Genomic DNA, 22419 nt, shown 5'->3' with positions numbered 1-22419 from the left:
CGTCACTTCGGCGCGCCCGTGTCGATCATTCGACACTGCCTCGATCTGGCCGGGTCATTCCCATCTTTTTCATGCGAGACAGGAGCGTCGTGCGCTTCAAACCGAGCCGCGCGGCCGCACCGCTCGGGCCACCGATGATCCAGTCGCACTCGTCGAGTGCGCGGCGAATGAGCTCGCGCTCGCTTTCGAGCAGGGTCGCTCGTGTCGCAAGGACCGGCGCTTCGGATATAGATTCGTTAGTCGGTTCGGGCGAAATGAGATCTGTGAGTGGCACGCGGAGTTCGCCCCCGGGTGCGCTGAGGATCACCGCACGTTCGATCAAGTGTTCCAGTTCGCGAACGTTGCCGGGCCAACTGTACCGTTCGAGTGCGCCCATCGTTTCGGGCGGGATCGTTCCGATCTTTTTGCCGAAACGCTGGGCGAACAGCGCCACAAAGTGTCGAACGAGTTCGGGAACGTCTTCGTGTCGCTCACGGAGGGCCGGGAGATGGACCGGGAACACGTGTAATCGGTAATAAAGGTCCGACCGGAATTTCCCCTCCGCGACCAACTTCGCGAGGTTTCGGTGCGTCGCTGCGACCAGTCGCACGTTCACCTTGATTGTCTTCGCGCTCCCGAGGCGCTCGAACTCCTGCTCTTGGAGCACGCGGAGCAACTTCGGCTGGAGTTCCGGGGGAATGTCGCCCACTTCGTCGAGGAACAGCGTTCCCCCGTCTGCTAACTCGAAGCGCCCGAGCCGGCGCTCGACGGCCCCGGTAAACGCGCCCTTCTCGTGCCCGAAGAGTTCGCTTTCGAGGAGACCGGTCGGGATCGCGGCGCAGTTGAGCTTCACGAAGGTCCGATCACGGCGCTCGCTCAGTCGGTGAACGGCCCGTGCGACGAGTTCCTTTCCCGTACCCGTTTCGCCCGTAATGAGCACCGCAGAATCGGTCGGCGCAACGACCCCCACTTGTTGGAGTACTTCGTGTAGCGCCGGACTCGCGCCGACGACCTCGCCCATTCGCCGGTCGGTGCGGATTTCTTCTTCGAGGTAGAGCTTTTCCGCCGCGAGTCGGGCGTTGGCGCGTTCCAGTTCTTGGCGCGTGAGTGCGCCTTCCACCGCGAGGGCGACCAGCCGGCCCACCTGAACCGCGAAGTCGATGTCGCCCGGGGCGGGGGTGACGGGAAGGTAACTCGTGAACCCCATCGCGCCGAGCTTGCACCGCGGAGTGGTGAGCGGGACGAAGCACGCGCACTGAACGCCCTGTTTGGCGAATGCCGCACGAAGCATCCGGAACCGGCCGTCGGCATTAATATCGAGCCAGAACGGTTCCTGGGTGTCCCAGACGTGCGCGGTGGGCGATTCCGCAGCGGGGAGTTCGGTCGGTGTATCAGCCGGTTTGGGGGGCGCGGCGCCTCCGAGTGGTTCGAGGAACTGCAACTTTCCCGCGTGGGAGTGGAGTTCGAGCAGGGCGAAGCTGAGGTACCCGCGTGGAAGGTGGGCACCCAGTGCGGCGGCGAGGTCGCGGAGCAGGGCACCGAGGTCGGTGTGTGCCGCGACCGCTTGTGCGACGGCCAGTAGCACCGCGGCGCGCTCCGCGACCGGCGAAGTAACAAAGCCGCGACCGCCTCCGGGTGCAGCGGGTGGTGTGGGCATACGCGAATTCATGACACGGTCTGGCGCTGTGCGAGCGATGCGTGATGTGATTTTACCGCCGTTTTTGTTCCGCTTCGTGGTCGGAATCGGAAAAGTGTACAAGAGCACGAGATTTCTCGCGCCCTGGTGTTGCACGTATCGAGAGGCATAAGTATGATGCCTTGAGACTGTATCTCAACAGGATGGGCAACGCCAATGGAATTGAGCCAAACGGCGGAGGAGTGCGCCGGCTCGTGTCGCAGTTGCGCGACCGTCGGGAGCTGCCCCGATCGGGTCGTGTGCCGCTGCCTCGGGGTGACGGAGCAGGCGATCGTTACCGCCATCGTCGCTCTCGGGCTGCGCACGGTGAAGGAGGTGCGCCAGGCGACCGAAGCCGGCGACGGGTGCACCTGCTGCCACCGCGAACTGAACACCTACCTCGCCGTTTACTCGCCGTCTTCGTCCCCAGCAATCTGCTCCGCCAAGTAGCGCTCCAGACCCACCGCGTTAATCAGACCCAACTGCGTTTCCAACCAGTCCACGTGCTCTTCGGAATCCGCCAGGATTTCGAGCGCGAGCTTGTGCGTCCCGTTGTCCTTCACCTTAATGCAGAGGTCAACGAGGTCGTTGTAAGCCGTCACGCCGCCGGTCTCGAGCTTCAGGTCGTTCTCGAACTGTTCCTTCACGTCGGTCCCGACGCGGATCACGTCGTACCGGGCAATTTCCGGCGTTCCTTCCAGGAACAGCACGCGATCGATGATCTTCTCGGCGTGCTTCATTTCGCCGATCGATTCCTCGTAGTGCTTGCGGGCCAACTTCATGAAGCCCCAGTTCTTGCACATCTTCGCCTGACAGAAATACTGGTTGATCGCGGTCAGCTCGATGGTGAGTGCGCGGTTCAGCGCGTCGATGACGGTTTGGTTGCCTTGCATTGTCGTACCCTTCGCGAGTTCGGGAGTATTAGCAGGGTTGTCATAGCGATTTTCCTTGTCGTAGTCGCTTCGTTGGGCGCTGAGCTGAGAACATTGAAGCGGACCGCCGCCGGAATTCTGCGCACGGTCGTTGACGGCGTTTGAGTTGCGTCTAGAGTGAAGTGGTACTGTTGAGATTGATTCTCACGATTTGCCAGTTCCGCTAGCTTCCGCCGGTAACGGGCCTGCTGCCGTCCTCCGTATGCAATGCGGTCGGTAAGTTTCACGGTGCATAGGGCGCCTCAGCGTCGGTGCATTGAGAGATTTCCTAGCCGTGCTGCGGTACCCACTAATTACTGTCGTCAACGAGTGGTTCCCGGGTGCTGACTTCCGCTGTGTACACGGACGGGGTAACATCTCTCGCGTGCATCACCCAAGCACCGTGTTTTCGGAGTCGATTGATCCTCATTGACTTGGAGAACCCATGTTGACCCGATTCCGTGCCGCGTTCGCCGCGTTGCTCGCGTTCAGCGCACCCGCATTCGCTGCGGACGCTCCGACGAAGGCGGTGGAACTCCCGCCGATGCCGAAGGCCGTTTCGAGCTTCGGCGCGATCGAGTGCGACGGCTACGTTTACATCTACGGCGGCCACGCCGGGAAGACGCACAACTACGACACGAAGTCCGTTCTGGGCACGTTTCACCGCATCAAACTCGACGGCGGCGCGAAATGGGAAGAACTCCCCTCGGGGCCGATCGCCCAGGGCATGAACCTCGTCGCCCACAAGGGGAAGGTGTACCGCATCGGCGGGATGCAACCGCGGAACGCGCCCGGTGAAGCGTCCGACAACTATTCGACCGCGTCGTGCGCCCGGTTCGACCCGAAGACCGGCAAGTGGGAAGACATCGCCGCGCTGCCCGTCCCGCGCTCGTCGCACGACGTCGTAGCGGTCGGCGACAAGCTCGTCGTGGTCGGTGGGTGGCAGATGAAGGGCAAGGACGAGAAACCGGTATGGCCCGAAGCGGCCCTGGTCCTCGACCTCGCCAGCGCGAAGCCGGAGTGGAAGTCGATCCCGCAGCCATTCCAGCGCCGGGCGCTCACCGCCGCGGCGGTCGGGAACAAGGTGTACGTCCTCGGCGGGTTGGGCGCCAAGGGCGGAGACAAGCGCGTGGACGTGCTCGATGTGGCGACGGAGAAGTGGAGCACCGGCCCCGCAGTGCCGGGCGGCGAGCGAGTCGCGTTCTCACCTGCGGCCTGCACGGTGAACGGCAAGCTCATCCTGAACACGTCCGAAGGACCGGTGTACCGGCTGACGGCTGCGGGCGACGGGTGGGAGAAGGTCGGCGCGGTGGCGAAGACCCGTATCGTGGCCCGGCTCGTGCCGTTTGGCGCGGACCGCGTTGTGCTCCTCGGCGGTGCCGCCGCCGGCGGGGGCGGGAACGTGGACTCGCTCGAAGTGATTTCGATCGCGACCCGCGGTGAGCCGGTTGCTGAGAAATAAGCTCGAAACTACTATGTTCGCAGCGAAGGAGCGGCCCTGTGGTCGCTCCTTCTTCTTTTTGTGTCGAGTGATGGACCGCGCTTACGGAGAGATATTTGGGCGCGCACGTGAAGTTCTTGCGGCGCCTGTTCGGTGCGGGTACGCTGGCACCATGAACATGCACATCCCTCCCGCTTCGTCGCGGCGCGAGTTCCTGCTTCGCTCCGGCGGCGGGTTAGGCGGTATCGCGCTGAACTGGCTCCTCCACCAAGAAGCGCGCGGAACTGATACGCCGCGTGCGGGGGGAAATCCGCTCGCGCAGAAGAAGCCACACTTCCCAGCGTCGGCGAAGCGCGTTCTGTTCATGTTCATGGTCGGCGGGCCGAGCCAGATGGACCTGTTCGACCCCAAACCCGCACTCACGAAATGGGCGGGTAAACCGCTCCCGGAATCGACCGGGCGCCCCAAGAGCCAGTTCACCTCTGGGAAGGAAGTGCTCCTTGCGAGCACGCGGAAGTTCTCGAAGCGCGGTAAAAGCGGGGTCGAGATGTCCGACCTCATGCCGCACCTCGCGACGTGCGCGGACGACATCTGCTTCCTGCGTTCGTGCTGGTCTACCAACACCGTTCACGCGCCCGCGATGTACGAATTGCACAGCGGGCGCACCCTAATGGGCTGGCCGAGCATTGGCAGTTGGGTTACCTACGGCTTGGGCAGCGTGAGCGAGAACCTCCCGGCCTACTGTGTCATGCCGCAACCGGAGGGTGTGCCCGAGGGCGGCGCGCCGTGCTGGTCGGGGGCATTCCTGCCGCCGGTTTATCAGGGCACACTGTTGCGCCGCGGACCAAGCCCGATCATCAACCTGAAGCCGCCCACGGACACGAGCGCGGAGCAGAACCGACGGGCGTTCGACCTCGTGCAGAAGCTCAACGCGGCACAATCGGCCGGCGATGCGGAACTGGAAGCACGCACCGCGAGCTACGAACTCGCGTTCAAGATGCAGAAAGAAGCGCCCGAAGCGGTCGACCTCGCGAAAGAAACCGAGGCGACCAAAACGGCCTATGGCTTGAACGACAAGGCAACCGCCGACTTCGGCACGCGACTGCTTCTGGCTCGGCGACTGTTGGAACGCGGCGTCCGGTTCGTGACGGTTTACAGCGGGGGCGGTCCGGTCGTGATGCAGTGGGACGCGCACGACGATATCAACGCGAACCACGAGAAAATGTGTGGTCACACGGATCGGCCGATCGCCGCGTTCCTCAAAGACCTGAAGCAGCGCGGGATGTTGAAGGACACGCTCGTCGTGTGGTGTAGTGAGTTCGGCCGCACCCCGAACAGCCAGGGCGGTAAGGGGCGCGACCACAACCCGCTTGGTTACACGATGTGGCTCGCGGGCGGCGGCGCGAAGGGCGGAACCGTTGTCGGGTCCACAGACGAGTTCGGACTAAAAGCTGTCGAAGACCCGATTTCGGTCAACGACTTCCACGCCACAATTCTGCACCTGTTGGGACTCGACCACGAGCAGTTGACGTTCCGCCACAGCGGGCGCGACGAGCGCCTCACGGACGTCGGCGGTACGGTGATTGATAAAGCCGTGGAGTGAAGTGTCGGGTGAATGACCTTGGTTTTGTTGTAGCGAAACTCGCCTCGACACGAGAGCTCGGTTTGTTATACCCCGGCAGATTCCGGCGACTTCGGGGGAAGCCGCGCGAATCGTCGGGGGAAGCAGGTCATGAGGCGGTCCTTCGTTTTCGCGTTATTGGCGGCCACCGCTGCCACGGGCGGGTGCGCGTCACAAGCCAAATACATTGAGAGAAAGGCCGATATGGGTATCGTCGCGGTGCCGGACGACACCGACACTTGGCCGAATAACAATCGAAAAGCCGCCCTCGCACTGATCGAGAAGCACGTCGGGCCGAACTTCGAGATCCTCGACGAACGCACGGTTCCGACCGGCCGCGTCGCGCGTAACTCGTTGCCGGAAACGAACGAAGCACTCAACCCGCGCAACCAGGCGTACCCGGCCAAGCGGCCGATCAGCGCGACGCCTGCACAACAAGAGGAAGCTACCGAGTACCGGATCACGTACCGCAAACTCGATTCCGCTTCGACGGGTACCACGGTCCAAACTCAGTATCCGCCGTCGGGCGTGCAACCCGCTGGCGGACCACTTTCCGTGTTCAACCGGAACTCGGTCCAGCCCACGAGCGGCGGCGCGGACTGCAACCACTGACAGTTCAAGTAACGGGCGCGGTCGCGCCCTACGTTACCTGCATGAACGCTGATCCCGAATTGCGCTGTGACCCGGTGACCGGTCGGTGGGTCGTGATCGCTCCGCAGCGGGCACTGCGCCCGATCGCGTTGAGCGGCCACGCTCCCCGACATCGTACCAATGGAGAAGGGCGGCCGTGTCCATTCTGCCCCGGTCAGGAGAACGAGACGCCGAACGAGGTCTACGCCCTCCGCGATCCCGGAACAGCGCCAAACGGCCCCGGCTGGCAGCTCCGCATCGTGCCAAATATGTACCCGGCGGTACGACCTGCTGGGGAGCAAAGGCAACCTAAACCCCTAACCCCCTTCGCCTCTTCGAGCGCCGGTCCTGTCAGCGGAGCTTCTCGCGGGCCGGCGGCGAAGGAAGGGGGAACAGAACTCAAGGTGGTTTTAAGCCCCTCTCCCCTTGGGGGAGTGGTTGGGGAGGGGTTACAGCCACAACCTCCCCCCCCGTCCCCCCTCCCTGAAGGGAAGGGGGAGAAAGAATGGTCGTCGGGTGTAGCCCCAACCTCTGAGACTTCGTGTGTCAGCTCCCCCTTCCCTTCAGGGAGGGGGGACGGGGGGGGAGGTTTCTTCACCTCAATGCCCGCAACGGGTGTCGCGGAAGTTCTGATCGAGTGCGCGGAGCACGTCGACGATCCCACGCGGCTTACCGACGAGCAACTCGCCGAAGTGTTCCGAGCGTATCGCGAGCGAATGCAAGTTTTGGCGAGCGACCCGAGACTGGCACACGTTTCTGTGTTCAAGAACGTCGGGGCCGAAGCGGGGGCGTCGCTGGCCCACACGCATTCGCAGATCATCGCCACCCCGATTGTGCCGGAACTGACACGCGCGGAACTGGCCGGCGCAGAAGCTTACTACGCGCGCGCAGGGCGGTGTGTGTTCTGCGACATCGTTGAGAAGGAACTCGCAGACGGCTCTCGTGTGGTGGCCCGATCTGCGAATTTCGTTGTTGTGACCGCGTTCGCACCGCGGTTCGCTTACGAGTTGTGGGTGCTACCGGTCGCGCACCAACCGCGGTACGAGGCGCTAACCGACAGCGAGGCGCTGGAGCTGGCGTCGCTCTTGAAGCCAGTTTTGCGCGCCCTCGACGCGGTTCAGGACTCCCCGGCCTACAACTGGTTCCTTCACACGACACCGCTTCACGCGGGCGCGCCCGTGTACTATCACTGGCACCTCGAAGTGCTCCCACGCACGGCACGCCCGGCCGGTTTGGAGTGGGGGTTCGGCTGTCACATCACGACCGTTGCCCCGGAGCAGGCGGCAAGCCAGTTACGAGCCGCGTTGCCGGACGGGGTGTGACTGGTAGGCTGAAGCGAGTAGCGCGCTTGCTTGGGGTGCAAGAGGTCGTGGATTCGAGCGGGCGCTGCGAAAACACCCATCGCCCACAAGGGCGGGATTCGGCTGGAACACGTTATGCGTATCGGCATTTTCGGCGGCACGTTTGACCCCGTTCACATGGGGCACTTAATCCTCGCCGAACAGTGCCGTTCGCAGGCGGGCTTGGACGAGGTCTGGTTCGTGCCGAGCTACCAACCGCCGCACAAGTCTGACAAGGGCGTGACGCGGTTCGAGTCGCGGTGCGACATGATCGAACTGGCTATTGCAGGGCACTCTGCGTTTCAGGTGAACCGGATCGAAAAGGAGTTGCCGGAACCGAGCTTCACTGCTCGCACCCTGGGGGAACTGCACGCGCGGCACCCCGGGAACGAGTTCTTCCTGCTGATGGGTTCGGACTGCTTACCGGACCTGCCCGGGTGGTACGAACCGCGTCTGGTGGTCGAACGGGCCGGGCTGGTCGTGGTCCCGCGCCCGGGGGTGATGCTCTGGACCGCGGACCGGCTCGCGAAGGCGCTGGGCATGAGTGAGGACGCGGTGCGGTTGCAATTCGTCGCGTGCCCGATGATCGAGATCGCGAGTCGCGAACTGCGCCGCGCGACCGCGGACGGGATGAGCATCCGGTACATGGTCCCGCGGGCGGTGGAGGAGTACGTGCGCGAGCGCAAGCTCTACGTCGCGGGGTGATGCGATGAACGAACTGGAGTGGCTGGCGTGTGAAATCCCCGAAATGTTGGTGCGCGAGTACCGCGTCGCGCCCAGTGCGCGGAAGCAGCAGTTGCTCGCTATCGCGTGCTGTCGGCGTATCAGCCACCGGTTAACGCCGTGGCCCATTGCGGCTCGGGCACTCGACGTCGCGGAACGGTTTGCAGAAGGGACCGCATCAGCAGAGGAAATGACGGCCGAGCTACCGGCGTTTTTGGAGGAGCGTAACCGGGCAGTGCGAAACCTGGGGCGCGCGAACCCGTTGGAACCTTTGAGATGCCTCTTTAGCTCGTTGGAACCTTCGAGATACCTCTTTCCCGAACTGGTAGGCGGCGAGTTTTCCGGCGCTCCAAAAAGTGTACGGCGGGTAGTTGCCAAGAAAGAGCGGCGCGAAGAGTTTCGGGCACAGTCGGCTCTCTTGCGCGATATCTTCGGCAGCCCGTTTCGGTCGATCGTGTTCGCGCCCGAATGGCGCACGGACACGGTGGTATTGCTGAGTCGCGGAATGTATGAGTCGCGTGACTTTAGCGCGATGCCCATTCTCGCGGACGCGCTTCAAGAGGCCGGCTGTGACAACGAAGACGTGTTGAACCACTGCCGCGATGTCGCTCAGGTCCACGTTCGCGGGTGCTGGGTCTTGGATCACATTTTGGGCAAGCAGTGAGCGATACTGGAACCGAGTAGCGACGCGGTATCCAATCACTTCTGCCATCGCGAATCGTTCGTGTTCTTGCTACTCGGCTACCCCTTTTCGCGCGGGAATTTGGCCAGCACCGATTCGACGACCAGGATGAGTTGCACCCGGCGCTCGACGTAAAAGTCCGCTTCCACGAACTTGTCCAGCAGTTCCATCAGGGTGTCCGTTCCGACGCGGTCGGCGAATGCTTTCAGCCGGTCGGCTTCGGTCGCGTCGATGTCGGGTACGGTGGCACTCAATGAGAGTTTCAGTGCGTGCTGGACTGCTTCGATCAGGAACTGAAGCACGAGCGACGCGCGCATCCGCTGGGCCGCGGTCTCCTTCCCGGCGTCCTCGTTGAACTTGCTCCACGTCTCGGCGAGCGGCTGAAATTGTGGGCGCGGCGACGTGAGCCCGTCGATCAGCTTCTGTCGCACCTGCCAGATCGAATCATCATCCAGGGCGAGCGCACGGGACGCGCTCCCGTTCCCGAGGCGCGCGAGGCGGTCGCGCTTCTGCGCGTCTTCGATGCCCTGCGCTTCGAGGATGGCTTTTAGGTCAGGGGGAGTAAGCGGCGCGAATCGCACCACTTGGCACCGCGACAGTATAGTGGCGAGCTGCCGGTCGGTCGTGGTTGCGATCAGCAGCAACAGCGCGCCGGGGGGCGGTTCTTCGAGCGTTTTGAGGAACGAGTTCGCTGATGACGCATTGAAGTCGTCCGCGTCCTCGATGATGCCGATCTTGCGCGAGCCCCGGGTGGGTTTGAGGGCCACTTGCGCACAGAACTCCCGCATGTCTTCGACCGGGAGTTCGTGCTTGTCTGCCGGCGTGCGCAAAAAGAGCAGGTCCGGGTGCGTGCTCGCTTCGACTTGCGCACACGCCGGGCACCGATCGCACGCGGTCAGTTTCGCGGGCGGTCGTTCGCACAGAAACGCCTTCGCGAGTTCGCGCGCGAACAGGCGCTTACCGATCCCCTCCGGCCCGACGAGCAGGTACGAGTGCGCGAGGCGCCCGGCTTCGTGTGCGGTGAAAAACGTGTTCCGGGGGCCGTCTTGCCCACGAATGCGGTCCCACGACATGCTGACTCCCTACTCCTGCACGTTCCAGCCGTGGGCGCTGAGGAGCCGGCTCACTTCGCGGCGGACGGCCTTCTGCACCGTATCGACATCGGGCGCCGCGTCGATGAGGCGGTACTTCGCCGGGCGCATCCCGGCTTCGTACTTGAAGCCCGTGCTCACGCGCGCGTAGTAGTCCGCGCCGCGCTCCTCCATGCGGTCAGCTTCGCGGTTCCGGCGCGCGACCGCGATGTCGGGAGGGAGGTCGAAGACGAGTGTGAGGTCGGGTTCCAGTCCGCCGGTAGCGAACGCGCCGACTTGCCACAACGCATCCGCACTCAATCCGCCCGCGTGCCCCTGATAAACCACGTTCGCGAGGAGGAACCGGTCCGAAATCACCACCTCGCCGCGATCGAGCGCGGGGCGAATGATTTCTTCTACCAACTGCGCACGCGACGCCATGAAGAGGAGCGCTTCCGTGGTGGTCGCGATGGTGTGTTCACGGCCGAAGAGGAGCAACTTCCGCAATTCCTGGCCGAGCGCGGTTCCGCCGGGGTCCGTACACGATGTGACCGGCACCTTTTGCGCGGTGAGCCACTCCGCGAGCAACCGGCACTGAGTGGATTTACCGGTGCCGTCCAGACCGTCGAGCGACAGGAACGCGGGGCGCGGCATGAACCACCTCGACGAACGGTCTGGGAACTTACGAGCACTCAACGGCACCGGTTCAGTAACGAGCCGCGACCGCCAGGGAGCGGGAGGCACAACACGTTCTCGGCGCCCACGACCAACACACTGGGAATCACAGCCCCGCTCCCTGGCGGTCGCGGCTCGTTCAGATCGCCCTATTCCTGAATCACCCCGAGCACGGTGCCGGGTGTGAGCGGATCGTTGGGGAGCACAAGGCGCTCGACGAGCGTGCCGGTCGCGGGGGCGGGCACATCGAAGATCGCGCCGGGGATCAGCACCTCCGCGACGCGGTCGCCTTCGGTCACGCGGTCGCCGACCCGGACGTGCCACAAACTGAACGTGACGCGCGGGGCGCCGAGGTCAGGCGCTGTGACCGGTATTCGCGAGGATTCCTTCACGGGTGGGCACCATATCGGCCGCGTGGTAACTGGACCGCACATACGGTCCCGCAACAACCTGCTTGAAGCCCATGAGCCGCGCGGTCGCGGCCAGCGAATCGAACTCGCTCGGCGGAACGAACCGCGCCACGGGCATGTGCTTCACGGTCGGGGCGAGGTACTGGCCGAGCGTCAGCACGTCGCACTTGATCGCGCGGAGGTCGGCCAGCACGTCGAAGAGTTCGTCGATCGTTTCGCCGATCCCGAGCATCAGCCCGGCCTTCGTCACGATGTGCGGCGCCCGGCGCTTCACGCGCTCGAGCAACCCGAGGCTCCGGTGGTACAGCGCGCGCCCGCGAACGGTGCGGTGCAGGCGCGGGACCGTTTCGAGGTTGTGGTTGAACACTTCGGGGTTCGCGTCGGTCACGGTATCGATGGCGACGGGGTCGCCGAGGAAGTCCGGGGTGAGGACTTCCAGCGCCGCGTCCGGCACCCGCGCACGCACGGCCGCAATGCAGTCCGCGAAGTGCATGGCCCCGCCGTCGGGCAGGTCGTCTCGGGTGACGGACGTAATCACGACGTGCTTCAGTCCCAGGCGAACAGAGGCTTCGGCGAGGCGCGCGGGCTCGTCGAGTTCCAGGTGCTCGGGCGTGCCCTTGGGAACCGAGCAGAAGCTGCACGTGCGCGTGCAGAGGTTGCCCATAATCATGAACGTCGCGGTCCGGCGCGACCAGCACTCGGGGCGGTTCGGGCACTTCGCGCTCTCGCACACCGTTTCGAGCCGCAGGTCTTCGATCAGGTGCGCGGTGAAGTTGTTGCCGTTCCCGGTGGGGAGCGGGCGCTTCAGCCAGGGCGGGAGCCGGTTACCCGTGCGCGCGGGGCGCGGACCCAGAGGTGTGTGGGCGCCACTTTCGTGGGCGTCGGGTTTATCAAGAAGCGTGAGGGAGCGCATGGTGTGTCGGCCGCGGGAGGTCCGCGGGGTGGTTGTGGAAGACGGAAACGCGGGTGAAGCCGAACCGCGCCGCGATCAGTTCGAGGAGACGTTGGCGCACGCCGGGCACGCGCACGCGGAGCGAACTTTCGCGCTGAAGAGAGGTCATGGGCGCCGGATCACCGTCGCACCGCACGTCTCGGAACGGTTCGAGGTCCGGGTTCGCGTTCACAATCAGTCCGAAGGAGCTGACCCAACTTCGGACCGCGACTCCGATATGCGCAATGCGCCGACCGTTCGCGCTGGCGCCGGGCCGCGCCGGGTCGGGGAGTGCTTCGACGCCGAACTCGCGGCACAGATCGACCGTGACGGCCTGAAGCTCGGTCACGTACCGACCGGCGGTGACGTTGAGGGCGTCGAGCGGGAATATGGGGTAGCACACGACCTGACCGGGCTGGTGCAGCATCACGCCGCCGCCGCGCCCCACCCACCGCACCGGCCAGCGCCGGGCGGCCAAGGCGTTCGTGTTAGGGCGAACGTGCGCCACGCTCCCTTCACGGCCGATCGTAATTCCCGGTGGGTGCTCGCAGAGAATCAGGGCCGCGGTGTCCCGGTCGCCGCTGATGTCGTAGACCAGCCGGCGCTGGAGCGCAGTGAGTGCGTCGAACTCCAAGGCACCGAGCAGGTACGCCGAGAGAACTCGCTCGGGGGCGAAATCGGGTTGTTCCGGCCGCTCGGTCACCGCGAACGTCTCATGTCACAAGTGGAAAACACTTCTTACGCTGGTAGTTTACCACACGGAGGGGCCATCACCCAGATGAAGTCACCCCGGGAAGGACACGTCTTTCTGATGGAGTCGGCATTGTTTTGGCGTTCTTTTTGCCACCCGTTTGTGTTGGCTGCGCTGGTCACGGTGGCGAACGTCGCCAAACCGGTGACGGTCGATGACACGGCCTATGTCCTGTTCGCCCGACACATTGCGACCGCTCCCGCCGATCCGTATGGTTTCTCCCTCTTCTGGTGGAACCAGCCCGATCCCGCGATGGAAGTGCTTTGCCCGCCGGTTGTTCCGTACTGGCTCGCGATTGGCGTGAAGCTGTTCGGTGAACACATCGGGCTATTGAAGTTGTGGCTGTTTCCCTTTTTGCTGTTACTAAGTTGGACGCTGCGTTTACTGCTGATTCGTTTCGCACGCGGAACAGAGAACTTTGCGCTTCCGCTGTTAATGCTCTCCGCCGCGGTACTTCCGGCTGTAAACCTGATGCTCGACGTACCGGCCGTTGCGCTCGCGCTCGCTTCTGTGGAACTGTTCATTCGCGCCGCGACGCTGCAAAGCTGGTGGCGAGCGGTCCTTGCGGGTGTCGTGGCGGGACTGGCGATGCAAACGAAGTACAGCGCGTTCGTAGCGCCGGCTGTGATCGTGTGGTTTGGCCTCGTTCATAGGCAGTTCGGGTTGGCGGCACTCGCGGCAAGTGTGTGTGCGGTCGTGTTCGTCGGCTGGGAATTGTGGCTCGTGCAGAAGTACGGGCGGTCACACTTCATGTTCCACGCGCGATCTTCTGGGAACGGTGAGGGATTGTGGGAGACGCTCGAAACAAAGTTCGATCTTATCGCGCCGCTCACGGCGTATTTGGGGTGCTTGGCGGCCAGCGCCGGGTTGCTCGCGGCTAGCGTGTTGCGCGTTTCGCGCCAGTGGGTCGCGGGTATTGCGGTCGCGTGGTGTGCCGGGTTCGTGTTGGTTGCGACTCTTCCGCGACGCTGGACTGTGATCGATAACGGCTTCTCGGTGGCAACCGGGTTCTGGCAGGTCAGCGGAGCCGTGTGGCTGGCTGCGGTGGCGGCTTGCGCGTGCATTTTGTTGCTTCGTATTCGGAAGGGATTGAGCCCGCGCCTGAGCCGCTCGTCCCTGTTTCTCGTCGGTTGGTTTGTAATCGAAGTGGTCGCGGCGTTGGGGTTAACGCCGTTCCCGGCGGCCCGGCGCGTGATCGGAGTGAGCCTTGTGATGGGCATACTCGCCGCGCGCACGGCCGCGCTGATTATTCGTGCGCACCCAGAGCGCAGGCCGCCGCGTTGGGTGCTGGCGATCGGTGCCGGAGCGGGCGTGCTCGTGGCCGCGTTCGATACTCTTGATGCGTTTCCGGAAAAAGTGTGCGCGCAGGGAGCAACGCACTACACGCGAAACCGTCGGGACGGCGAAACGGTGTGGTTCGTCGGGCACTGGGGGTTCCAGTTCTATTGCGAGCGCGAAGGAATGAAACCGCTGATTGCGAAGCAAACGGTCGCGCGCGCGGGCGATTTCGTGGTGCTCCCGCTGTACCCGGAAGGCGACTACTTCCCCAGACCGTATGCGGGCTTCGATGTCTCGCACCCGTCGGAGTGGGTCGCCGACGCGCTCGGCGACGTGGAGTGCGACGACTGGCTCTCGGCGAAGACAGTTCCGACCTTTTACGGCGGAGTGGAACCGGTCACCGGGCGCGATTCCCCGCGCCTCCGCGTGCGCGTCTATCGACTCAAGTCCGATTGGGTCATGCCTTAAAACAATCAGAGCCGCGGATAACGCAGATCACGCAGATAAAACCAAGCAGAGTGTGCCAAATGCACTCTTGGTTCTGATCCGCGTAATCTGTGTCATCTGCGGTTCTGATTGTCTTTGCGTTTCACATGTCACGCAGTCACGACGCTGGCGACCACTTCGAGTTTGAGCGCGGCCATGAGGCCCAGCCATTCTTTGCGCCACGACGCGAACACCTTCGTGCCCGCGGGGATTTTTCCGCGGAGTGAAGTCGCCAGCGCGTCCAGGCCCTTTTTCACGCGCGTGAGTTGCTTCGGCGCTACATCACCCACGATCGCACGGATATCGACCAAACGGGCGATACCCACGTGCGCGTCCTGCACTTCGCCGAGCAGTTCCTGGACGCGCTCGACGCAGGGGTAAATCGTCTCTTTGAGGTACGGTGGGAAGCACCCCGCGAAGATCTCGATCGCGTAGCGGAGGCGCTTTGCGGTGATCCGCAGTGCGTGCAGGTCGTGCGGGGCGGTCGGGTTCGCTTCCGCACTCGCTGTGAGCTCCGCGAACAGTGCCCCGAGCTGTTGAACAGCGAGTTCGCCGAAATTCGTGGGCGCGTCTGTGCCGTCCGGTTCGCGGGTGCGCGTGGGCAGGTTCTCGCTGAGCGTCAGAAACTCCGGACCGGTTTCGGTTTCCGTCGCGGTAAGGCGCGCTTGCGCCGCAGTGCGCTGGCCGAATGCGTAACCGAGCAGGAAATCGAGTGCGGGCTTCGCGGTGGCCGTGCCAAAGGGCTTCGCGCCGGGTAACGAGGCCAGGAACACGTCCCAGTCGCGTGCGTCGCCGGCGGCTTGGCGAATTGTCCGGAGTGCGGTTTTCGTGGCTTTCAGCGATTTCCGCGGCAGGGCGTCCGAGAACGCACGCAGTGCGGCGCCCGTGCGGCGCGTCCCCACGCGGAGTTGGTGAACGTACTCGACATCCTCATAGGGATTGTTAGCCGCGAGGGGGAGGTACTGCCGCACCACCGCGAACCGTTCCGTGAGCACGACCCGCGCTGCGTCCGCGATCGGCGTTCCGGGTTTCAGTCCCGAGATCCATTTTCCTTCGGCCATGTGTCCCGCCTTCCGGGTATGGTCCGCTCGCTCCGCGGGCGGCTCGTTCGGCCCGACGTTTCGTTCTCGCGATTCGAGGTGCGTCGTGACGACATCTAGTTTTTGGAGCAAACCGCGATCACACGATTTGCTCGTTCGGTCATTGAATTATACGGAGACTCACTTCCCGTACAGTTCCGCGACTCGCGCCGCTTGTTGGCGCTCGGCCAGCCAGTCGTTCACCTGCTTCGTTTCGCCAATCAGCCCGTCGACCTGCTTCCGCTCTTCTTGAATCGCGTCGCACACCTCGCCCGGAATGGTGAGGTACGCGCGCCCCAAATCGGCCGCGACGCGCGTGCCCAGTTGCTTCCGGAACTCGTGCCGGATGGCCGGCCAGCGCACCGGTAATAGCAGCAGAATGAGCAAGTGCAACACGATGATGACGACGAGCGGGATCAGCGCCACCAACGACATGCGGAAGAGATCCGGCGTTTCGCCGTGAATGAAGAAGTTCCACAGCAACAGCCCCGTGGTGGACACGAGCGCGATTTCCGGCAGCGTGTTCGCGAGCAAGCTCAGCGTTCCGCGAACGATGCGCTTGAAGCCCGTCGGGTGCGTGGCCTGGCGCTCGACCTCGGCGAGTGCTTCGATAACCGAGCGCGTGATCTTCTCGCGCCAGTCGAGTCGGCCCGCGGAGCCGACCGGGTCGGTGAGGAGCGTGAGCGGGAACCCCTTCGCTTCGCCCTCGACGAGCAAGCGGTTGGTGAGGGCCGTTGTGCGCTGATCGAGCACGCGCTCGCCCGCGGTCCGGGCACATTCCTGCACGAATGCCCCGAGGTTCCATTCCACCGGCGTTTCGACGCGGCCCCCGAGCAGTTTCCCCTTCAGGTTGCCGAACGGGATGCGGTCGCGCAGTCCGCTGCCCGCGTACCGCAGGCGCGTCGTGAGTTGCAGGTACGCGGCCATCAGCCCGCGGAACCGCTGTTGGTCCTCCACGCTGAAGTGGTGCTCCACTTCGGTCTGGTACGGCTCCAGCGTGCCGACGAGTACGTCCGCCTGCACGTCCGCTTCTTCGGCGAGCGTGCGTTCCCACGACGCTTTGACCTTTTCGGCTTCCGCGCTCAGGTCCGGCGGACGCACGGTTTCGGCCATGCGGGTGATCTGCACCAGGAGTTGGCCAACGCCGCGTGCTTTGACGGCTTCGATTTCGAGGCGCGTAAGCCCGAGTTCGAGCCAGTTGCGGAGCAGCCCGAACTGTTCGCCTTCCGGGAGATCGGCCGGTTTTGGCGGAAGTCCGCTCCCGCTGTGAACCTTGGCCGCATCGAGCCACAACTGGGCCGTTGTGCGGAACAGGAGCGGGTTCTGGAAGCCCTCGGCTTTTAGGTCGGCGAGGAGGTCTTCGTCCGGCTGAACGCCGCTCTCGCCGGTCACGCAGCGGTCCCACTTGTTCAGCACGAACGCGAACGCCCGGCGCTGGCGCTGTTCCTTGAACAGATCCCAGCCCAGACGGTCGTGGTACTTCTCCTGCGAGCCGACGTATAAGACGATGTCCGCGACCGGCAGGAGCGCGATGAGTTTGTCGCGGTTCGAGAGGTCGTTGGAGTCGATGTCGGGCGTATCGACGATGATCTTCTGTTCCAGGCCGGGGCGGTCGTGTTGCACGAGCCGGCACACGCGGAGCGCGGGGTCGAGGCGCTCGGATTTCACCGAGTGGTGGAAGTAGACCACGGGGTCTCGCGTGGTGGGGCGCGTGAACGACGCCTGGGCGATCGGCCCCCCCGCGAGCGCGTTGAGAAGCGTGGATTTGCCCACGCCGGTGCCGCCCATGAGCATGACGACAAGCAGCGGTTTCTCGACGTCGAGCGTTTCGGCCTGGCGCCGGAGGTCGTCGGCCAGCCCTTCGAGTTCCGCGCGCTGGATCATCGAGAGCGGGAACTTGCGCCGGCTATCGAGCCACGCGCGCAGCGGGCGCTCTAGCCCGCGCAAAAGGGGCGCGAGCGTCCGCAACAACGGCTGCGGCGCGGTTTCTGGCATTTCGGTATGCGGGGGGCTGGCACCGCCGGATTCTTCTTCAGCGCTCATGCGGTCGGCGGCTCCGTGGGCTGGCGAGTGGGGGACGTATTTCCCGGATTATCCGAGTTCGGCACCGGGGGCGGGGCGGGTTTCAAGGCGGTCAGTGCGGCGACTTTGGCGCTCACGCGGTCTTCCATCTGGCGGATGGATTCCGGTACGCGCCGCAGCACCTGCTGGAGCTTCTCGAACGACGTTCCGCCGGTCGTGGGCCATTCCGCGAGCCACGCGGCCAGCGGGGACGAGAGCGAAGTCGTGACCAACTGCTCGCGGTGGGAACGCACCCGGCGGCGCGCGCCTTCGGCCACCGCGCGCGTCGCGAGTTCCGCGAACTGGTGCGACGCCGACACGCCGAACGGGATGAGCAGCAGGAGCCACCCCGGGGGCCACGTGAAATAAACCACGCTACCGATGATCGTGAGATCGAGCGCGAGCTTCCCGCCGCGGAGCGTGTAAAGCAGGGCGGGGTTCTTCTCCAGGCCGTCCACGAGCGCCTTCCCCGTCTCTTCCAGGTCTTCGGATTCCTTTAGCTCGAAGGCCCGGAAATCGGTGGCGAAGCGGTCGCGCGCTTGAGGGCCGAGTTCCGAATCGAACCGCACCGCGATCTGCTTCCAGAGCGTGTGCGAACCGGACTTGCGGAGCGATTCCGCCTGGAGCATGTCGAGCCAGCCCGTGAGCGCGCCGGTGAGCACCGTTTGTTCCGAGAGGTTCAGCACGTCCGGACGGGCGAGGAGGCCAAAGACGTAATCTCGCGTCCAGCGGTACGGGGTGCGGAGCGCCCAGAAGATCCCGCCGATCACGCGCCCCCCACTGGGGAGTTCGAGTAGATCGGTTAGGCGCTCACGGAACCGGTCGAAGCGCCGGAACTGTTCGCCCGAAAGGTACTCGCGCCGGTACCGCTCCTCGAACGCGGTCTTCCCCGCGCCCACGGTCGCTTTCCAGGATTCGAGTTCCGTGAAGTCGCGCCGGGCGACGTCGAGCAGCCCGTCCCCGGCGGTGCTGAGGTACTTCGCGGCGTTGGTGACGGTGCGGGCGCGCGTGGCGTCGTCGCTCTCGCACTGCACCAGGATCTGGTTCAACAACTGCACGCGGTACCGCGCGCCGGCGCCGGCCGGGTCGGTCCGCTCGGCCATGCTCATGTGCGGGATCGCCACCACCGGCACCGCGGGCAATTCGCCATTGGGCAATTTCGGTAACCGGCCGAGAATTTCCTGGCGGAAGTGCTCGATGAAGGAGTCCGCGTCCTGGGCGCGCATCTTCGTGAGCGCTACGACGACCGCTTTGCCGGCTTTCACCAGCAGGTGCAAGAACTCCGTCGGGACCGCGTCGTTGTAGCGCTCGTCGGACGCGACGTACACGATCACGTCCGCGAGCGCCGCGACCTCCATGAGCCGCGCGACGTAGCCCTCGGACGCCCAGGTCGTCATGTCGGGGCAGTCCCAGATGACGAACTCGCCGAGCGGGTGCGTGTACCCGTCTTTTCCGCCGGCCGTGGGGGGCGGGGCGATGCGCTTCACCTGATAGACGTCTTCGTCCGCGCTCGCGGGCTTGTCCTGCGTGAGCCGGTGCATCTGGCCCATGAAACCGATGTAGCTGGGCCACTGGAAGGCCGGTCCCGGTGGCAGGAACGCCGTGGGGTGCCGGGTGAACCCGGCCTGCGGGTTCGCTTCGGCGACTTTATCACCGGCGAGGAAGTTCACCACCGTGCTTTTGCCCGCGCCGGCCCCGCCGACGACCGCGACGTGCAGCGGGCGCGTGGGCTGACCTTCGAGGAACGGCCCGATGACGTTGCGCGTGAGCGCGGACGCGAGCCGGAGCGTGCCCGCGTGGGCGGCCAGTTCGGGCTGCCGGCGACAGTGGTCTTCGAGCCAGCGGAGGTCGTCGGCCAACTGACCCACGGCCGAGCGGTGTTCGGTCGGTTGCATGGGGGTATTATTGCAGACTCGGTGCCGAACGGCCGGAGCGACGGGACCGGAAGTGTTTTTGACCGGATCGGCGGGTTAGTGCGTTCGAGGGCTTAGTTGCGCACCGTAGAAGAGCTTTTGACAGGATTAACGGGATAAACAGGATCAAAACGAAGCCGCGTTTTCCATCGTGTGAATCCTGTGAAGCCCATCAAAAGTGCTGCACCTCACGACCGGAACGCGCTTTTCTTGCTCGTATCGGGCGTTCGGTCGAGTGCGAACGCGGCCAAATCGACACTCGTTGGTTTGCCGGTGAGCAATTCGGTGATCGCTTGTGCGGTGCCGATCGAAAGTTGCACGCCGGCGCGGAAGTGCCCGCACGCAACGAACGCATTGTCCCATCCCGGTACGTTTCCGATGAACGGTAACCCGTCTGGTGAGCCGGGCCGCAAGCCGGCCCACGACATTTCGAGCGTCGCTTCGGCGAGTGGCGGAACCGTTCGGCGCGCGAACGCGACCAACTCTTCCACTCCCGCGGCCGTGGTTCGCTTCTCGAAGCCCGCTTCCGGTTCCTCGGTAGAACCGATGAGCGTGAGTCCGTCGCCGCGTGGGACGAGGTACCGTTTGCCGAGCATCAGCACGCGGGAACAACTCGGGCCTTTTAGAAGCGCAATCTGCCCGAGTACCGGGCGGACGTGCGGACGGTGACCGAGCGGGCGCAGGAGCAACTCGCTCCACGCGCCCGCAGCGAGCAGAAACCGCCCCGCGGTTACACGTCCCCCCCCTGCAAGTTGCACAGACGTAATACAATTTGCGCCGAGTTCCCACGCTTCGGCGCCGGTATTGGCGTTCAGACGCACTCCCACGCGCTCGCAAGCCGCGATAAGGGCACGCAAGTGACGCGGGTTGCGCACCTGAGCGCACGCGGGCAGCAGGTACGGCTCTCCTTCGACTTCGCCGAGCGGTTCGAGGCGCTTGGCACCAGCGAGTGACAGGCGCTCAAATGCGATGCCTTCCGCGTGCCACACGGTGGGGACGTCGCGGTCTTCAGGTTCGAGGAAATCGATCCCGCCGCAAAGCCGGTACCCGTTATCGATTCCTGTGAGTTCTCGCAGTTCGGCCGAAAAAGTGGGAAAGCGCACGGACCCGATCCCGCGGAGCTTGTCGGCCGGTGTCGCGGCGCGGTCGGGGTTACCGGGGGGGATGATCCCGGCTCCGGCCCACGACGCCTCTTTGCCGAAGTCGGACTGGTCGTAAACCGCGACCGACAGCCCTTCTTTCGCGAGAAAGTACGCGGAGGTGAGACCGATGATCCCGCCGCCAATAATCGCCACATCGGGGTGCTTCGCCATGATGCGGTTGTTGTAGCGGGCGCAGCGCCGGAATCGCGTATCGGGTCGCTAATCACCCCTAATGCGTACTCTTGGTAGCCGTGCGTGAATAGAGGCACGGTTTGGCGGGCGGTGTCACTGACCGGCACCCAGTTGCTGCAAAATGTATCGGGATTCGGCCCATCCCAGGTCCGCGGCCTTGGTGAGCCACATCACGGCTTCTGTCGCGTCCTTGGTCGTTTTTAGCCCTTCGATGTATCCAGCGCCGAGGATGTGCATGGCGCACGGGTTGCCGAGTTCCGCGCTCTTGTGGAGCCACTTCAGCCCCTCAACCGAGTCCTTCGAGACCCCCGCGCCGAGCAGGTAACAGTGCCCCATGTGGGCCATTGCTCCCGTGTTCCCGAGTTCCGCGCTCCGGCGGAACCACTTGACACCCTCCGTAGGATCCTTCGGCGCCCCCTCGCCGGCGACGTAACACCCACCCAGATTGTGCATGGCTTCGGTATTTCCGAGTTCCGCGGCCTTGCGGAGCCATTTGAGCGATTCTGTCGGGTTCTTCGCTACGCCCTCGCCATTGGAGTAACACGCACCCAGAGCACGCATGGCTTCAGTATTTCCGAGTTCCGCGGCTTTGCGGAACCACTTGAGCGCTTCGGCCGGGTCTTTCGGCACGCCCTCACCTTTGGCGTGGCAGGCACCCAAACCGCACATGGCGTTGGTGTCCCCGAGTTCCACCGCCTTGCGGAGCCACTTGATGGCTTCGGTCGGGTTCTTGGGTACACCGCCGTTGGTGTAACATAAACCCAGATGACCCATCGCTTTGACGCCGCCGAGTTCCGCGGCTTTGCAGAACAACTTGACCCCTGCAGTCGCGTCCTTTGCAACGCCCCGGCCTTCCAAGTAACAGCGCCCCAGGAGCCACATCGCATCCATGTTCCCGCATTCCGCGGCCTTGCGGAACCACGTCACGGCTTCGGTGGAGGCCGTCGGTGCGTCGGTGCTCTCTTGTAGAAACCGGGCATAAAGGACCATCGCCTTGCTCGAGCCGCGTTCGCCAGCGACTTTCCACACGGGGGCCTGCTTCTCGCCCCGCGTTCTGAGAAAACCGACCGTATTTCGGTTCTCGTACCAGCACCGTTCCAGGACGGCGTAGTCTTCCGAGACCCCGTCGTCGGTCGGCGGCTCGGGCGCGTTCGCCTGGGGCGCTGTCGGATTCGGGTCGGGGGCGGGTTCCTGGCGCTGGCACGCGCCAGCGGAGAGGAGCGCGAGGAGGAGTGAGGCACGCTGTGCGTGCCGGCGCGTGAGGGCGTTCGTCATTGGGAGTACACGGGCTGGAATGGGAGCGAGCATACTTGCGTCACGGTTGTGACTTGAAGAATCGCGTTTGGGCTCGCTCACGGAAGCACGCGCCTGAAATTCCGGGGCACGGGCGTCGTACATGGTGCGAAATACCTGGAAAACAGTAGCTCAC

The 22419-nt window shown here is 64.3% G+C and carries 20 protein-coding genes; 8 read left to right on the top strand and 12 right to left on the bottom strand.

Going from position 1 to position 22419, the window contains the following annotated elements:
* Window positions 1-25 precede the first annotated feature (25 nt).
* Complete coding sequence (locus tag VT84_RS41070; RefSeq protein WP_239465437.1) at window positions 26-1636, bottom strand: sigma-54 interaction domain-containing protein; 1611 nt, start codon at window positions 1634-1636, stop codon at window positions 26-28.
* 195 nt (window positions 1637-1831) lie between these two features.
* Here VT84_RS41070 and VT84_RS22015 point away from each other — a divergent pair, with 195 nt between their 5' ends.
* Window positions 1832-2104 carry a (2Fe-2S)-binding protein gene (locus VT84_RS22015; protein WP_052552037.1) on the top strand — a complete coding sequence of 91 codons (273 nt, stop codon included), beginning with the start codon at window positions 1832-1834 and terminating at the stop codon, window positions 2102-2104.
* On the opposite strand, the gene bfr is transcribed toward VT84_RS22015, so the two are convergent.
* Complete coding sequence (gene bfr / locus VT84_RS22010) at window positions 2062-2547, bottom strand: bacterioferritin (protein ID WP_052552034.1); 486 nt, start codon at window positions 2545-2547, stop codon at window positions 2062-2064. The genes VT84_RS22015 and bfr overlap by 43 nt on opposite strands.
* 463 nt (window positions 2548-3010) lie before the next feature.
* Between bfr and VT84_RS22005 the strand changes: the two genes are divergently transcribed.
* From VT84_RS22005 to VT84_RS41065, 6 genes are all read left to right on the top strand, one after another.
* A complete protein-coding gene (locus tag VT84_RS22005; RefSeq protein WP_082841007.1) occupies window positions 3011-4027 on the top strand; it encodes a Kelch repeat-containing protein in 1017 nt (338 codons plus the stop codon).
* A gap of 151 nt (window positions 4028-4178) precedes the next feature.
* Window positions 4179-5609 (top strand): DUF1501 domain-containing protein, encoded by a 1431-nt coding sequence (locus VT84_RS22000; protein WP_157469701.1) that lies wholly within the window; start codon window positions 4179-4181, stop codon window positions 5607-5609.
* A gap of 129 nt (window positions 5610-5738) precedes the next feature.
* Entirely contained in the window at window positions 5739-6239 is a 501-nt protein-coding gene (locus tag VT84_RS21995; RefSeq protein ID WP_082841005.1) for a hypothetical protein, read from the top strand.
* A gap of 620 nt (window positions 6240-6859) precedes the next feature.
* Window positions 6860-7579, top strand: coding sequence for a DUF4921 family protein (locus VT84_RS39700; protein ID WP_162271805.1), 720 nt, complete (start codon window positions 6860-6862; stop codon window positions 7577-7579).
* A 114-nt stretch (window positions 7580-7693) separates the two neighbouring features.
* Window positions 7694-8302 carry a nicotinate-nucleotide adenylyltransferase gene (gene nadD, locus VT84_RS21985; protein WP_082841003.1) on the top strand — a complete coding sequence of 203 codons (609 nt, stop codon included), beginning with the start codon at window positions 7694-7696 and terminating at the stop codon, window positions 8300-8302.
* Window positions 8303-8306: 4 nt separating this feature from the next.
* The gene (locus tag VT84_RS41065) at window positions 8307-8984 is read left to right on the top strand and encodes a hypothetical protein (protein ID WP_239465436.1); all 678 of its coding nucleotides are present in this window, start codon (window positions 8307-8309) and stop codon (window positions 8982-8984) included.
* Between the two features lie 77 nt (window positions 8985-9061).
* Here the strand turns inward: VT84_RS41065 and holB are convergent, their stop codons facing one another.
* The 5 genes from holB to lipB form a co-directional block, all read right to left on the bottom strand.
* Window positions 9062-10075: a DNA polymerase III subunit delta' gene (gene holB, locus VT84_RS21975; RefSeq protein ID WP_082841002.1), complete on the bottom strand. Its 1014-nt coding sequence runs from the start codon at window positions 10073-10075 to the stop codon at window positions 9062-9064.
* Window positions 10076-10084: 9 nt separating this feature from the next.
* On the bottom strand, window positions 10085-10726 hold the full coding sequence (tmk, locus tag VT84_RS21970) for a dTMP kinase (protein WP_082841001.1): 642 nt from the start codon (window positions 10724-10726) through the stop codon (window positions 10085-10087).
* Window positions 10727-10896: 170 nt separating this feature from the next.
* Window positions 10897-11139 (bottom strand): biotin/lipoyl-containing protein, encoded by a 243-nt coding sequence (locus VT84_RS21965; protein ID WP_162271804.1) that lies wholly within the window; start codon window positions 11137-11139, stop codon window positions 10897-10899.
* Window positions 11102-12070, bottom strand: coding sequence for a lipoyl synthase (gene lipA, locus VT84_RS21960; RefSeq protein ID WP_082841000.1), 969 nt, complete (start codon window positions 12068-12070; stop codon window positions 11102-11104). Before lipA ends, VT84_RS21965 begins: the two co-directional genes overlap by 38 nt.
* On the bottom strand, window positions 12048-12791 hold the full coding sequence (gene lipB, locus VT84_RS38760) for a lipoyl(octanoyl) transferase LipB (RefSeq protein ID WP_157469699.1): 744 nt from the start codon (window positions 12789-12791) through the stop codon (window positions 12048-12050). Before lipB ends, lipA begins: the two co-directional genes overlap by 23 nt.
* A gap of 120 nt (window positions 12792-12911) precedes the next feature.
* On the opposite strand from lipB, the gene VT84_RS21955 reads away from it, so the two are divergent.
* Window positions 12912-14585, top strand: coding sequence for a glycosyltransferase family 39 protein (locus tag VT84_RS21955; protein WP_162271803.1), 1674 nt, complete (start codon window positions 12912-12914; stop codon window positions 14583-14585).
* A 128-nt stretch (window positions 14586-14713) separates the two neighbouring features.
* On the opposite strand, the gene VT84_RS21950 is transcribed toward VT84_RS21955, so the two are convergent.
* The 5 genes from VT84_RS21950 to VT84_RS21930 all read right to left on the bottom strand — a co-directional run bounded on the left by VT84_RS21950 (window position 14714) and on the right by VT84_RS21930 (window position 22265).
* Window positions 14714-15664: a CHAD domain-containing protein gene (locus VT84_RS21950; protein ID WP_052552013.1), complete on the bottom strand. Its 951-nt coding sequence runs from the start codon at window positions 15662-15664 to the stop codon at window positions 14714-14716.
* Window positions 15665-15823: 159 nt separating this feature from the next.
* On the bottom strand, window positions 15824-17725 hold the full coding sequence (locus VT84_RS21945) for a GTPase (RefSeq protein WP_082840998.1): 1902 nt from the start codon (window positions 17723-17725) through the stop codon (window positions 15824-15826).
* The gene (locus VT84_RS21940) at window positions 17722-19638 is read right to left on the bottom strand and encodes a GTPase domain-containing protein (RefSeq protein ID WP_082840997.1); all 1917 of its coding nucleotides are present in this window, start codon (window positions 19636-19638) and stop codon (window positions 17722-17724) included. Before VT84_RS21940 ends, VT84_RS21945 begins: the two co-directional genes overlap by 4 nt.
* A 206-nt stretch (window positions 19639-19844) precedes the next feature.
* Window positions 19845-20969, bottom strand: a complete 1125-nt coding sequence (locus tag VT84_RS21935; RefSeq protein ID WP_082840996.1) for an NAD(P)/FAD-dependent oxidoreductase — start codon at window positions 20967-20969, stop codon at window positions 19845-19847.
* A 114-nt stretch (window positions 20970-21083) separates the two neighbouring features.
* Window positions 21084-22265: a tetratricopeptide repeat protein gene (locus VT84_RS21930; protein ID WP_162271802.1), complete on the bottom strand. Its 1182-nt coding sequence runs from the start codon at window positions 22263-22265 to the stop codon at window positions 21084-21086.
* Window positions 22266-22419 lie beyond the last annotated feature (154 nt).

This window comes from Gemmata sp. SH-PL17 (genome assembly GCF_001610855.1).
Lineage (GTDB): Bacteria > Planctomycetota > Planctomycetia > Gemmatales > Gemmataceae > Gemmata > Gemmata massiliana.
The sequence above is the reverse complement of the archived record's forward strand: the minus strand, read 5'-3'. Positions and strand labels throughout refer to the sequence as shown.

Bases quoted from the DNA above. Each gene is read 5' to 3' on its own strand.
- VT84_RS41070 (WP_239465437.1), bottom strand. From the start codon at position 1,636: ATGCCCACACCACCCGCTGCACCCGGAGGCGGTCGCGGCTTTGTTACT.
- VT84_RS22015 (WP_052552037.1), top strand. From the start codon at position 1,832: ATGGAATTGAGCCAAACGGCGGAGGAGTGCGCCGGCTCGTGTCGCAGT.
- bfr (WP_052552034.1), bottom strand. From the start codon at position 2,547: ATGCAAGGCAACCAAACCGTCATCGACGCGCTGAACCGCGCACTCACC.
- VT84_RS22005 (WP_082841007.1), top strand. From the start codon at position 3,011: ATGTTGACCCGATTCCGTGCCGCGTTCGCCGCGTTGCTCGCGTTCAGC.
- VT84_RS22000 (WP_157469701.1), top strand. From the start codon at position 4,179: ATGAACATGCACATCCCTCCCGCTTCGTCGCGGCGCGAGTTCCTGCTT.
- VT84_RS21995 (WP_082841005.1), top strand. From the start codon at position 5,739: ATGAGGCGGTCCTTCGTTTTCGCGTTATTGGCGGCCACCGCTGCCACG.
- VT84_RS39700 (WP_162271805.1), top strand. From the start codon at position 6,860: ATGCCCGCAACGGGTGTCGCGGAAGTTCTGATCGAGTGCGCGGAGCAC.
- nadD (WP_082841003.1), top strand. From the start codon at position 7,694: ATGCGTATCGGCATTTTCGGCGGCACGTTTGACCCCGTTCACATGGGG.
- VT84_RS41065 (WP_239465436.1), top strand. From the start codon at position 8,307: ATGAACGAACTGGAGTGGCTGGCGTGTGAAATCCCCGAAATGTTGGTG.
- holB (WP_082841002.1), bottom strand. From the start codon at position 10,075: ATGTCGTGGGACCGCATTCGTGGGCAAGACGGCCCCCGGAACACGTTT.
- tmk (WP_082841001.1), bottom strand. From the start codon at position 10,726: ATGCCGCGCCCCGCGTTCCTGTCGCTCGACGGTCTGGACGGCACCGGT.
- lipA (WP_082841000.1), bottom strand. From the start codon at position 12,070: ATGCGCTCCCTCACGCTTCTTGATAAACCCGACGCCCACGAAAGTGGC.
- VT84_RS21950 (WP_052552013.1), bottom strand. From the start codon at position 15,664: ATGGCCGAAGGAAAATGGATCTCGGGACTGAAACCCGGAACGCCGATC.
- VT84_RS21945 (WP_082840998.1), bottom strand. From the start codon at position 17,725: ATGAGCGCTGAAGAAGAATCCGGCGGTGCCAGCCCCCCGCATACCGAA.
- VT84_RS21940 (WP_082840997.1), bottom strand. From the start codon at position 19,638: ATGCAACCGACCGAACACCGCTCGGCCGTGGGTCAGTTGGCCGACGAC.
- VT84_RS21935 (WP_082840996.1), bottom strand. From the start codon at position 20,969: ATGGCGAAGCACCCCGATGTGGCGATTATTGGCGGCGGGATCATCGGT.
- VT84_RS21930 (WP_162271802.1), bottom strand. From the start codon at position 22,265: ATGACGAACGCCCTCACGCGCCGGCACGCACAGCGTGCCTCACTCCTC.